12 protein-coding genes are annotated in these 12739 nt (G+C 60.8%); 2 read left to right on the forward strand and 10 right to left on the reverse strand.

All coding sequences use genetic code 11. The features are described from left to right. Positions 1-38 precede the first annotated feature (38 nt). The 3 genes from AC1RTQ_RS03415 to AC1RTQ_RS03425 are packed head-to-tail and all read right to left on the reverse strand — an operon-like array spanning position 39 to position 2653. Complete coding sequence (locus AC1RTQ_RS03415; RefSeq protein ID WP_409815048.1) at positions 39-1067, reverse strand: ABC transporter substrate-binding protein; 1029 nt, start codon at positions 1065-1067, stop codon at positions 39-41. Between the two features lie 55 nt (positions 1068-1122). Continuing rightward, positions 1123-1623: a nucleoside deaminase gene (locus tag AC1RTQ_RS03420; RefSeq protein ID WP_492874270.1), complete on the reverse strand. Its 501-nt coding sequence runs from the start codon at positions 1621-1623 to the stop codon at positions 1123-1125. Between the two features lie 13 nt (positions 1624-1636). Continuing rightward, positions 1637-2653 carry an ABC transporter substrate-binding protein gene (locus AC1RTQ_RS03425; RefSeq protein WP_492874271.1) on the reverse strand — a complete coding sequence of 339 codons (1017 nt, stop codon included), beginning with the start codon at positions 2651-2653 and terminating at the stop codon, positions 1637-1639. Between the two features lie 474 nt (positions 2654-3127). On the opposite strand from AC1RTQ_RS03425, the gene AC1RTQ_RS03430 reads away from it, so the two are divergent. After that, on the forward strand, positions 3128-4126 hold the full coding sequence (locus AC1RTQ_RS03430) for an isopenicillin N synthase family dioxygenase (protein WP_302088866.1): 999 nt from the start codon (positions 3128-3130) through the stop codon (positions 4124-4126). Between the two features lie 192 nt (positions 4127-4318). Here the strand turns inward: AC1RTQ_RS03430 and AC1RTQ_RS03435 are convergent, their stop codons facing one another. From AC1RTQ_RS03435 to AC1RTQ_RS03460, 6 genes are all read right to left on the reverse strand, one after another. Further along, a complete protein-coding gene (locus AC1RTQ_RS03435; RefSeq protein ID WP_003050754.1) occupies positions 4319-4573 on the reverse strand; it encodes an acyl-CoA-binding protein in 255 nt (84 codons plus the stop codon). Positions 4574-4756: 183 nt separating this feature from the next. Continuing rightward, positions 4757-5962: a porin gene (locus AC1RTQ_RS03440; protein ID WP_492874274.1), complete on the reverse strand. Its 1206-nt coding sequence runs from the start codon at positions 5960-5962 to the stop codon at positions 4757-4759. Between the two features lie 250 nt (positions 5963-6212). Beyond that, positions 6213-7184 (reverse strand): quinone oxidoreductase family protein, encoded by a 972-nt coding sequence (locus AC1RTQ_RS03445; protein WP_492874276.1) that lies wholly within the window; start codon positions 7182-7184, stop codon positions 6213-6215. A 106-nt stretch (positions 7185-7290) separates the two neighbouring features. Then, positions 7291-8259 (reverse strand): Bug family tripartite tricarboxylate transporter substrate binding protein, encoded by a 969-nt coding sequence (locus AC1RTQ_RS03450; RefSeq protein ID WP_492874278.1) that lies wholly within the window; start codon positions 8257-8259, stop codon positions 7291-7293. 17 nt (positions 8260-8276) lie between these two features. Further along, positions 8277-9335 (reverse strand): beta-keto acid cleavage family enzyme, encoded by a 1059-nt coding sequence (locus tag AC1RTQ_RS03455; protein WP_302088862.1) that lies wholly within the window; start codon positions 9333-9335, stop codon positions 8277-8279. A gap of 126 nt (positions 9336-9461) precedes the next feature. Next, entirely contained in the window at positions 9462-10310 is an 849-nt protein-coding gene (locus tag AC1RTQ_RS03460) for a TauD/TfdA dioxygenase family protein (RefSeq protein WP_492874280.1), read from the reverse strand. Positions 10311-10466: 156 nt separating this feature from the next. Here AC1RTQ_RS03460 and AC1RTQ_RS03465 point away from each other — a divergent pair, with 156 nt between their 5' ends. Further along, positions 10467-11489, forward strand: coding sequence for an AraC family transcriptional regulator (locus AC1RTQ_RS03465; protein WP_492874282.1), 1023 nt, complete (start codon positions 10467-10469; stop codon positions 11487-11489). Here the strand turns inward: AC1RTQ_RS03465 and AC1RTQ_RS03470 are convergent. Beyond that, a complete protein-coding gene (locus AC1RTQ_RS03470) occupies positions 11476-12687 on the reverse strand; it encodes a M20 aminoacylase family protein (RefSeq protein ID WP_492874283.1) in 1212 nt (403 codons plus the stop codon). The genes AC1RTQ_RS03465 and AC1RTQ_RS03470 overlap by 14 nt on opposite strands. Positions 12688-12739 lie beyond the last annotated feature (52 nt).

Here is a 12739-nt window from a genome sequence, read left to right on the forward strand (position 1 = left end):
TGTCACACAAGCGCATCCAGCGATCAATCAATGAGCAATTACTTCTTGGGAAAAACGTCGAGATCCGCTACGGGCGGCAGGAGGCGGCCGTTCCAGAGCGTCTCGGGATTCACGCGTGTCTTGGTCGCATAGACGTCCGAGATCTGGGAAGCCATCAGCGCCATGCGTGTGGGGCTGACCTGACCAAAGCCTTCGCCGCGCGCATCGGCGGTGTTGATCACCGTGTCGATCGCCAGCTGCAAACGGCGGCTTTCCAGAGCGGTGTTGACGATGCCGTCGCGCTCCTTCACATAGGCAATGGCAGCACCGGGGTTGGCCATGACTTCCTTGGCACCCTTGCTGAAGGCCTTGAGGAAGGCTCGCACGGCTTCCGGGTTCTCACGCACCAGCTTGGCGCTGGCGATGATGGCGTTGCCATAGAGCTTGACGCCGTTGTCGGCAAACGGCATGACCGTCACATCGGCCGCCTTCACGCCACGCGCCTCCAGGTTCAGCAGCGAAGTAAAGGTAAAGCCCGTGATGGCATCGATATCGCCACGCACCAGCATGGTCTCGCGCAGCGGCGGGTCCATGGTGGTCCATTGCACATCGCCGACCTTGTTGGCCTTGGCAAACAGCGGAAAGCCGCGTCGGCCCGCATCAAAGACCGGCGCTCCCAGTTTCTTGCCCGTCAGGTCCGCAGGCTTGGCGATGGCGCTCTTCTTGAGCGCCATGACCGAGGCCGGCGTGTTGTTGTAGACCATCATCACGGCCACGGGCTTGTCCTTGACTTCGGGATTGTTGGCATGAAACTCCATGAGCGCGGCCAGATCGGCAAAGCCCATGTCGTAGGAGCCTGATGCCACGCGCTGGATGGCGCCGCCGGAGCCGCTGCCGGCGTCCACCGTCACATTCAGCCCTGCGGCCTGGAAATAGCCCTTGGCGACAGGCTGCAGAAACAGCGCCGCTGGCCCTTCGAAACGCCAGTCGAGCTGGAATTTGATGGGCGTGGCGGCAAAGGCAGCCGTGGCGCTGGCAAAGCTACCCAGGGCCAGAACGGATTGCAGGAAAAGGCGCTTGGTTTGCATGGTGGCTTCCCTCTCTCTCTATGTCAACGAGTTGTGGTTGGATTCATGTCGGCGCTCAGACCTTCCAGGCGCCCTGGTGCGAGCTGCTGGCCTCTTCGATCAAGGCCGGCCCTATGCATTCGATGGCGTGCGAAGCGGCCTGAAACACATCGCGGCAGGACAGCTCGGCATCCTTCTGGTCGAGCCGATCGCCGCGGAACACGCGCAGCCGCTCGGCATCGATGCCATAGACCACTCGGCCGATGGCGGACCAGAAGATCGCGCCGGCACACATGACGCAGGGCTCGGCAGACGAGTACAGCGTGGCGCCCGCCAGTTCATCGCGTGAATGCAAGGGACTGGCCAGGCGGATGGCGGACAGCTCGGCATGGGCCGTGCAATCACCGCTCTCGCCGTTGGCATTGCTGGCCTCGGCCAGAACGCGCCCGTCGGCAGCCACGATCAGTGCACCAAACGGCCGGTTGCCGCGCTCGCGCGCCGTATCCGCTAGCGCAATGGCTTCGCGCAAGTAGCGGCCATCGGTGTCATTCAAGGCATGGGCTTGAGGTAAGGACATGGGCCAACCCTCCTCAGGCCTTGAGCATGCGCGCCGACCTGGCGGGCAGCATGCTGCTGTTGAACAGCGCATCGGCAGATGGCGTGGTCTTGAGCGCAAAGGTCTGCACCACACTGTCCAGTTGCTGCTCCAGCAAACGCTTGCTGAAGTCGCCCAGTCCATGGCTTTTGGTGTCTGCTGCGGCCACGTACTGTGCGGTGATGGACCAGCGCTCCAGCTCCAGCTTCTCATCGAGAATCGGCTCGCGCCGGCGCACGGCGGCAATGCCTGCGGCCGGGTTGGCAAGACATTCCACAATCGCACGGTTGGTGGCGCGCAGGAAAGCGGCCACAACCTGCGGCTTCTCGGCGATCAGCTGGCTGGACGCCAGGATCGCATTGCCATACAGATGAACGCCTGCATCGCTGTAGCGCAGTATGGAAAGCTCCTCGGGCTTGAGGCGCGCAAACAGTGATACCGCCGAATCATGGAAATAGGTGGCGGCATCCACATCGCCACGCACCATGACGTTGTCGCGTGCCGAAAACTCCGTCGTGGACCAGGCAAACAGATCGGCGGGCAGATTCTTGCGCCGCGCAACCATGGGCCAGGCACGGCGCGTGGACTCCACTGCCGCTGCGGCCACCTTCTTACCCTTGAGACTGGCGAAATCCGAGGTGATGTCTCTGTCCTTGCGCCCGATGATCACAAAGGGCGCGCGGTTGTAGTACTGGTAGACGGCCTGCACGCGAGGTGTGCCGGCGTTCTGCGCATTGAACTCGATCAGCGAGCTGATATCGCCCAGTCCGAGCTGGTAGGCACCGCTGGCGATACGAGTAATCGAAGCCACCGAGCCCGACCCTACGTCCAGACTCACATCCAGCCCCTCATCGCGGTAGTAGCCGTTTTGCTGGGCCAGAAAGAACGGCGCCGTCTGGCCGTTGACGCGGAAATCCAGCGTGAATTTCAGTGGAGTCAGCGACTTGCCCTGGGCATGGACCCAGGGTGCGCCGCAAAGAGGCAGAGCAGCAAGGAAATGGCGTCGTAGCATGGTGGAACTCTCAGGTCTCTGGCGACAGGAACGCCAGCAGCAGCCGCTGCTGACAGGACTTGAGCAATTTCCGGGCACTGCACGCGGATGCAGGCTGAACGCTTCTACTCGTTCAACCTTCTAGCAATTGGCGTGCCTGCTTTGGGTTGCCCCTTGCCTGGTATCAACAAAGTGCATGCAAAAGAGATGGATGCATGGATTCATGCACAGCAATGCACCAGATTGAAGCCATGCACCAAAACCAAGGGTGCCGGCGCCCTGCTCAATGGCTGGCACGCTGTTTGCTGCACTCAAATCAAGAGTAGAAGCGTTCAGCACGGCGCTCTGACCTTCCCCCGGTCAGCAGCTTCGCGGGTCATTGCTCTTGAAGTGGGTGCGGCAGCCGGCCGCGCCTGGTATCCACACTTCAGATGCCCGCAGCCCAAAGTCTCACTGGCAACGTCGGTGTCTGAAGTCATCGCAAGAGAAATTCTTATGCAGACTATGACCAGCCACTCTTACAGCCTTGGCGAACTGGACAAGGAAGCCCGCATGGGCGGGCAAGGCGCAGAAACCTCGGCGCGCGAAGTTCGCGTCATAGACATCAGCGACTTCGAGAAGCGCAAGCAGGAGATTGCCGAGCAGATCTGGAGCGCTTCGATGGAAATCGGCTTCTTCCAGGTTTCCGGCCACGATATTGCCCAGGCCGATATCGACGCCGCGTTCGGCAGGGCCGAACAGCTATTTGGCTTGCCGCCCGAAACCAAGGCGCAATGGCCGCTATCGCGCAATGCAGGCTGGGAGCACAAGGCGCAGATTCGCCCTTCCACGCGCACCCCCGACCAGAAAGAGTCCTATCAGGTCACACGCCCGCGCATGCAGGGCCTGTGGCCCAGCGAGCAGGAGCTGCCCGGCTTCAAGCAGGCCACGCTGGCCTTTGAGCATCAATGCTGGCAGGTAGGCATGCAGTTGCTGTCCTGCTTCGCCTACAAGCTGGGCTTTGATGAGGAGTTCTTCATCCGCGCACATGACCCCGCCGTGCCCAGCTACCAGAGCACCCTGCGCATGCTGCATTACTTTGCCGTGGACCCGGCACTCAAGGACGAAATCGGCCTGTGGCGCGCAGGCGCACATACGGACTTCGACTGCCTGACGCTGTTGTTCCAGCGCGCTGGCCAGGGCGGGCTGCAGGTGCTGCCCGGCAAGGAGGCCGAGGCCCAGCAATGGACACCCGTGAAGCCCGTGGATGGTGTCATCACCTGCAATATCGGCGACATGCTGATGCGCTGGAGCGACGATCAACTGCCCAGCAACTTCCACCGCGTGCGCAACCCGCAGCCCCATGAGTACCAGGGAGCCCGCTACAGCCTGGCCTTCTTCTGCCAGGCCAATGAGGACACGGTGATCGAAGGGCCGGCCAAAAAATATCCGCCCATCACAGGGGCGGAATATTTGCGTCAGCGCATCAGCGCCAATTTCTCGAACAAGTACTGACCCCCTGAGCAGCCCTGCCGCGTCCCCCTAGGGGGACGACACCTTCGGGGCGGGGCAGCGCTTCCTCGGTGCCCCTGGCTTCGGGGTGCGCCAGTTTCCAGCCCCCGTCTTTGGCGCAGTGTGATGTGGTCTGAATTGAAACGACAAGGCTCCGGGCCCCGGAGCCTTGTCGACAATCAGGGCTGGCGCAGATCAGCGCAGCGACTCGATGAGATCGATGTACTGCTGCTTGGCCTCATCCGGCGTCGTGCCTTCCAGCTTGGCCCACGCATCCCACTTGGCACGGGCCACCATGTCGGTGAAGCTGGGCTTCTTGGCTTCGTTGTCACCCTCGGTCGCTTGCTTGTACAAGGCATAGATCTTAAGCAAGGTGGCGTTGTCGGGACGCTCGCCGAGCGAGGTGGAATTCTTGACGGTCTCTTCAAACCGGGCGTTCAGATCAGACATGAAAGGTCTCCTGGGCTTTAGTAATCGAGGCCAGTGTAGCCAAAAATCCGCCAAATTAGAACGACCGTTCTTTTTATTTCGCAAAGTACTGCGACGTCGGCAAGCAAGCTGCCCTTTGCGGCACGCGCGCCCTCTGACCCGCCTCTTCGTGATTCGCCTTGCGGCAGCAGCAACGGACGGCCTTCAGAACATCATGCGCAGACCCGCATCAAAGCCCAATGCGCTGCGCGGCTGCATGCCGGGGCTGTTGCTGTAGGCCGGCTGCGGCATGATGACCGGGCTGCTGACGGCCAGCGGCGTCACACCCATCACCGCAGGATTGTTGTGTCCATTGCTCACGCTGATACGTGACACCGTGGTGTAGAGCGCCGTACGTTTGGAGAGGTTATGCACATAACCCAAGGCCAGCTTGTTCACCGATGCGTCGCCAGTTCCCTGCCCATTTTTGAATTGCACCCTGGCCACCGACGCCCTGAGCTGATGCAGTCCGACAGGGATTTGCACACCAGCCAAAAGCCCGTCATAACGGTCTGTGGCCCGCACATCGCTGCGCGCATTGCGCACCTGCGACCACTCGCCCAACACGCGGACCGGACCGAAGTTGTACGAACCTCCCAGGTTCAGGGACTTGATGGTTTCCTTGCGGCCGTTGAAAGTTCCCAGCATGCTTTCGCCATAGCCCAGCGCAATATCGGTGGGGCCGCTGGCCCAGCCTATGCGGCCTCCCGCATAGCTGCCGCGCCTGGCATCATTTTCCGGGAAGGCATACATCAGCTGACCATAAAGTCCGTCCGGCCCTGTCGGAAGGTAGTAGCCGATGGAATTGTTCGCGCGCAGATAATTGTCCGTGCCTGCCGACAAACCGTTTCCCAGCAAGCGTTCGGGCAGCGTGCCGCTGGTCTGCGTGCTCAGTGCACGGTTGATGGCCAGGTTGCTGCTGACCACCGCCAGCAAATTGACGCCCACGCCGTTGACTGAATAGGGATCAAAAGCCCAGTCATTCAGAAACGACGGCGTGTGATCGCGCCCAAGGCGCAACTCGCCCCAGCTGCCCGCCAGGCTGACGGTGGAGCGTCGCCCAAAGTTCAGCGCGCCGCCGCCCGTGTCGTTGCTCACAGGCGCTTCCAGCCACATATTGGCAGACATTCCAGCCCCCAGATCTTCAACGGCACGAACACCCAGACGGCTGGCCAGATTACCCGATGGTGACAGCGCCCAGATACCTTGGCTGGCCGTGCGACCGGAGCCATCCCAGGAATTGCTGCGCACCATGTAGCGGCTGACGCCTGCATCCATGACACCAAACAGCGTCACGGATGACTGAGCGCTGGCCAGACTGCTGGCGAACAAGGCAAAAAGACTCCAGATGTAGCGTGAAATACGTGGCATTTCATGTCTCCTTTTCGTTATGAATTCGCGGTCTTGATCCGCGAAATCACTCTAGAAAAGGAAGGCTGCAGCTCTTGTGCAGTTGATGCCATTCATTGCTTATTTGGTGCCATGTTCCCAAGGTGAAATCCCTAGGAATGTCGCCCCGTCACATAGCCAATGTCAGACAGAAAAAAGCCGGCGCCTTGGAAAAGGTGCCGGCACAGATCTTCGCAATGGCTTTACGCGCCCGACATTTGCACCCAGCAGCTCATGGCACGAGTACCGTGGCCCCCACGGTCTTGCGCGCTTCCAATGCACGATGGGCTTGTGCCGCATCGGCCAATGCGAACTCCTGCTGCGGCTCGCTCACAATGCGCCCTGCCAGCACGTGCTCGAAAAGCTCTGCAGCCATCTCCAGCATATGTGGGCGAGGCTGGATGTAATGCATCATGGCCGGCCGGGTCATCCAGATCGAACCCTTGGCGGCCAGCAGCGACGAGTCCACCACCACGGAGCCGGAAGAGGTTCCGTTGCTGACCAGCGAGCCACGCGGCTGCAGGCAATCGAGCGAGTCCATCAGTGTGTCCTTGCCTACCGAGTCATAGACCACGGGAACGCCCTTGCCTGCCGTGATTTCCTTCACTCGCTCGACGATGTTTTCGCGCGAAGTCACGATGGTGTGTGTGCACCCGTTCGCCCTGGCCAGTTCGGCCTTCTCATCCGTGCTGACCGTACCAATCATGTTGACCCCCATGGCGCGGGCCCACTGACAGGCAAGCAGGCCTACGCCTCCGGCAGCTGCGTGGTAGAGAATGGTTTCACCGCCCTGCAGCGGATAAACCTGACGAAACAGATACTGGGCCGTCATGCCCTTCATCATGAGCGTGGCTGCAGTACGGTCTGAAATTCCGTCGGGCAGCGGAATCAGCACTTCTGCAGGCATCACACGTGCCTGTGCATAAGCGCCTTGCGGACCGATCAGATAGCCAACGCGGTCACCTACCCGAACATCCGTCACACCCGTTCCGACGGCCTCGACCACACCGACGGCATCCGAGCCGAGCCCGTTGGGCAAGGCCAGCGGATAACGCCCGGAGCGGAAGTACACATCGATGAAGTTGAGCGCGATATAGCTATGCCGCACACGCGCCTGGCCTGGGCCAGGGTATCCCACGGCAACGTTTTCCAGTCGCAGAACTTCTGGACCGCCAGTCTCGTAAATGCGAATGGCCTGAGTCATGAAATGCTCCTGTCTCTATTGTTCACAGCAAGGTGCAGCAAGCGCTGCAAAGCAAAAGTCCGAGCATCTCAGTCGCAAACATGCCCGGGCCGATTGACGAGCCGACTCAGTTCAGCTTGATGCCGAAACTCTTGACGATCTCACCGTTGCGCTGGTATTCGGCCTGCAGATCGGTAGACAGCTGCTCCAGAGTGCGCTCCTGGCGAATCGGCTCAAAGCCTGTGGCCACATAACGTGCCTGCACCGCCTGGCTGGCGTTGACCCTTTGCAGCGAGGCATTGATCTTCTCCAGCAACGGCTGTGGCGTCCTTGCCGAAGCAAAAACACCCGCCCAGTTGCTGAAATCAAGCTCCGGATAACCGAGCTCGCCCATCGTCGGCACATTGGGAAAATCGGGCAGGCGGTTCTTGTAAGCAATGGCCAGCAGCTTGACCTTGCCACTTGGAACCAGCGGTTTGGTAGTCACGGAGCCGTCGAACATCAGCGGAACCTGATTGCCCATGATCTGTGCCAGTGCCGGTGCAGAGCCTGGAAACGGCACATGTTGCATATCCAGGCCGGCCTTCTGATTCAGGATCACTCCGGCGTACTGCGATGCCGTCCCCTGACTGTAGGAGGCAAAAGACAGCTGACCCGGATGGGCTTTCACATAGGCAATAGCCTCCTTGGCATCCTTGGCCGGAAACTGAGGCGAAGCAATGAAGACCATGACGGAGCGTGCCATCTGCGAGACGGGTCTGACATCCTTCATGGCATCAAAGCCCCCCTTGAGCACATGCGGAACCTCGGTCAGGATATTGGTCACCGTCACCAGCAGGGTATTGCCGTCCGAGGGCTGGGACAGCATGTATTTCACTGCCATTGCTCCGCCGGCACCGGGGCGGTTTTCCACAATCACAGGCTGTTTGAGCTCATGCGCCAGCTGATCGCTGATGATGCGAGCAAACACATCGATCGTGCCGCCGGGCGGGGCGGGAACAATGAGCTTGACAGGCTTGTCGGTAAAAGCGAAGGCGCTGCCAGTTGGCAAAGCTGCAGCCAGCGCAATGGACAGCAGGACTGGAATGCGTTGCATCGTGCGCTCCTTTGGACTCAGGCGACTTTGCGCAGAAAACCCTGCTGAGCACCGTTACGATTCGGAGCAAAGCCGTTCCTTGCCAGGCTCTCCTCCACCGTGTCGTAGAACACGCCGATCTGGCAGATCTCGCGCGCCTGGGCAGGAGTGGCGATGGGGCGGCTGCATTCCTTGGCAATACGCACCAGTTGCGCGATCTGCTCCACCGTGCCCATTTTTCGGGTTCGGGTCTGATTCCACAGGTTGTCTTCGGTGCCGCAGCGCACATGCAGACCCATGGCAATGCCCATGAGATTGATGGGCAGCACATTCAGCACCGAGGCCTCCACCGTGAGCACCGCGCCGTCTGGCACGGCGCGCACGAAATTGGCCAGGCTGTAGACGCTGGGCTGGTCCATGCCGCCGCCGATGGCCACCCAGTTCAGCACCAGCGGACCTTTGTAGATGCCGCGGCGCATCAGCCGCTCAACCGACTCGAAGCTGTTGATGTTGTAGCACTGGAAAGCACTCTGAATGCCGGCCGCACTCAGGCGGCGTATATGCTCTTCGGCCCAGCCCGGCTGTGCGGGAACGGTCATTTCCTTGTAGGCATTGAACACCGCAGGGTCCTCCATCGAAGTGCCCTGGATATCCCGCGCATCGAACTGCTCCAGAATATTCATCTGCGAGGTATTGATGGTCACCGTCACCTGATCGGGCTTGGGGTCCAGCTCGGCCAACATGTGGCGGGTATCGTCAGACAGCCATTTGGCGGCCGCGCCATCGGTTTCGGGGGCAAAGCTGATTGACCCACCCACCTGGATGATCATGTCCGGGACGCGGGCACGCACGCCGGCAATCAGCTCGTTGAACTTGGAAAGCCGCTTGCTGCCGCGACCGTCGAGCTCACGTACATGCAGGTGCAGCACCTGGGCACCGGCGTTGTAGCAGTCCACGGCTTTTTGAATCTGCTCCTCCATCGTGACGGGAATTTCGCCAGGGAAGTCCTCCGGCAGCCACGAAGGCGCATAAGGAGCTGCAGTGATGATGAGAGGCTGCTGATTTTCGGCAACCAGGTGACCGTCGAGAAAATTCATGATGGTGTCTCCGTTGTTATATGAAAGCCATTCCCGCACTTTGATCCTTGCGTACAGCCGTGCTTGTATCGCACGGCACGTGCAGGGCCAGCTTCTGCGCCTTGCCACGGGCGTCTCTTCCGATGCTCAAAAAGTCGGTGTGCCAATGATTCCGGCACGCTCCATCTTTCGATGGCTGGGCGGGTAATCCATCACCGCGTAATGCTGTGTCGCGCGGTTGTCCCAGATGGCGATGCTGCCGGGCTCCCAGCGCCAGCGGACCTGGTACTCGGGGATCGCGGCCTGGCTGATCAAGAACTGCAGCAGACTGGATGAGCCCTGGGTGAAGTCCTGGCCCACACGCACATTGGCGGGCGTGTGGAAGTTCGTGAAATGAGTGGTGAAGCCGCTGACAAACAGCACTTTTTCACCGGTTTCCGGGTGTGTTCGCACCACCGGATGCTCCGCATCGGGAAACTGCGCCTTGAGGGCCAGACGCTTTTGCGCAGGCATGGCAGCGCCAAAGGTGCACTCAATGCTGTGGCGTGCCCGCAGCGGGGCTATCACGTCCTTGATATGAGACGGAAGCATCTCATAGGCCAGCGCCATGTTGGCCCACATGGTGTCGCCGCCAACCGGCGGACACTCGACGCAGCGCAGCACGCAGCCCATGGGCGGTACCTCGCGCCAGGTCGCATCGCAATGCCAGGAGTTTTCATACCGGTCCAGCTGCTTGTCCGGCGTCTTGTAGATCTGCACCAGGCCGGGATGCTCGGGGTCGCTGCCGACCACCGGGTGGTCCTCCAGCTCGCCAAAGCGCCGGGCAAAGCCAACATGCTCGGCGCGACTGATACTCTGGCGACGCAAGAACAGCACCTTGTGCTTGAGCAAGGCCGTCTTGATCTCGGCGAAAAGCCAATCATCGCGCAGCGCATCCGCCAGTTGCACATCGACCAACTCCGCGCCTATGGCACAGGTCAGAGGGTTTATCTGCATACCTGTCTCCTACCTTTTTTGAACCCGGGCTTGTTGCAGGTCTCTGCCGCCCGGTAAGTCCACTTTAGAAAACCTGTGTCACATAGGTTGTGCATTTCATGCCGAACCTTATGCATCTCATGCCAGAATTTCCACGCCTCTATGCATGGAGCAGTCATGGTCACTTTTGTGCGCGCGGCATCTCTGACAAATTTCTCGGAACTCTTCAGCGAGCTGGGTGGAGACCCCGACGCGGCATTGCGTCGCGCGGGGCTGCGACCCGCCGTGGTGCGCGAACAGGACCAGCTGATTGATGCGCTGACGGCCGGGCGCTTGCTGGAAGAAGCTGCAAGCATCACGGGTTGCGAAAACTTCGGCCTGCGCATGGCGCAATCGCGGCAGGTCTCTAACTTCGGTGTCGTCAGCCTTTTGTTGCTGCACCAGCCTACCTTGCGCAAGGTGCTGAGTACGCTGATCGAGCATGTGCACATGCTCAATGAGTCACTGGTCATTCATATGGACGACGCCAATGGCGTCGTGGTGCTGCGCGAAGAGTTCACCCTGCCTGAGGTGCTTCCGCAATCCATGGAGCTGGCAATCGGCGTGCTGTTTCGCACCTGCAATCTGCTGCTGCATGAGAAATGGCGTCCACTGCGGGTCTGCTTCAGCCACCCCGCGCCCGGCGACACCAGCCTGCACAAGCAGATGTTTCGTTGCCGCGTGGAGTTTGATGCGGACTTCAACGGCATTGTGTTTCGCACCGAGGACCTGGATGCTTCCAACCCCTTGGCGGATCCGGTTCTGGTGCGCTATGCCAAGACCATGGTGGACACCACGCAGCAGGGCCGTCAGGCCTCCATCGGCCAGCAGGTGCGCAAGGCCATCTACCTCATGCTGCCTTCGGGCAATGCAACCTGCGTCTGCGTGGCCCAAGGTCTGGGGCGCAGCGTACGGACCCTGCAGCGCGAGCTTGACAGTGAAGGTCTGAGCTTTACCAACCTGCTGCAGGAGGTTCGCTCAGATCTCGCCCAGCGCTATGTGCGCAACCCTGGCTACCCCGTGGGCCAGATCGCCGCCATGCTGGGCTACAACAGCCACAGTGCCTTCACACGCTGGTTCAGCACGCTCTTTGGCTGCCCGCCCGAGGTCTGGCGTGAAAGAAACCTTCCACCCAGGGCCCAAGCCTTCAGCCGCGCGTAGGCTGGGCCAGCCAGCGCTGGGCCAGCTTGACCCAGAAGGTCGCTCCCAGCGGAATCAGCGCATCGTTGAAGTCGTAGCTGGGATTGTGCAAGGTGCAGGGACCGCCACCATGCCCCATAGCGCGATGATCACCATCGCCGTTGGCGATAAAGCAGTAGGCGCCGGGCTTTTCCAGCAGCATGAAGGCAAAGTCCTCGGCCCCCATGGATGGCTCTTGCGGCACCACACCGGCATCGCCCAAAATCTCGCGCATCACGGCCTGGGCAAATTCAGCCTCGGGGGCCGTGTTGATGGTGGGAGGGTAGTTGCGCACAAACTCGAACGAGCATTGCGTGCCATGCGCGGCACAGACAGCCTCGCTGATCTGCTGCATGCGCTGCTCGATGAGGTCCAGCACTTCCAGCGTGAAGGTACGCACCGTGCCCTGCAGCTCCACGCTGTCCGGCACGACGTTGGTAGCCTCGCCGGCATGGACCATGGTGACCGACACCACGCCCGCCTCAATGGGCTTGACGTTACGGCTGACAATGGTCTGGAAAGCCATGATGAGCTGGGCCGCCACAGGTACCGGGTCCACCACCATATGCGGCATGGCCGCGTGGCCGCCCTTGCCGCGCACCACGATCCTGAATTCGTTGCTGGATGCCATGGCTGGCCCTGCCCCCACAGCCATGGTGCCGGCCTTCATGCCCGGCCAGTTGTGCATACCAAACACGGCCTGCATGGGGAACTGCTCGAACAGTCCGTCGTTGACCATCTCGCGAGCACCGCCACCGCCTTCCTCGGCAGGCTGGAAGATGGTGTAGACCGTGCCCTCGAAGCTGTCACGATGTGCGGCCAGATATTGCGCCGCCGCCAGCAGCATGGCCGTGTGACCGTCGTGACCGCAGGCATGCATCTTTCCCGCATGGCGGCTGGCATGGTCAAAGGTGTTGAACTCCTGCATGGGCAAGGCATCCATATCAGCGCGCAGGCCGATGGCTCGACCGCTGCTGCCGCCGTCACGACCTTGGATGATGCCCACCACACCGGTCTTGCCCAGACCGCGATGGATTGCTATGCCCCATTGCTCCAACTTCGCCGCGACCAGATCCGAGGTCCGTATTTCCTCGAAACACAGCTCGGGGTGGGCGTGGATATCGCGACGCAGCGCGGCAATGTCAGGGGCGCTTGCTTGAAGTTCGGGCAGCAGGGCCATGCGCTCTCTCCTTGGGGTCATCAATGGCAAAGATGCCATGATGGCCCAAAGC

The sequence above is a fragment of the Comamonas sp. GW821-FHT11H03 genome (assembly GCF_058807955.1).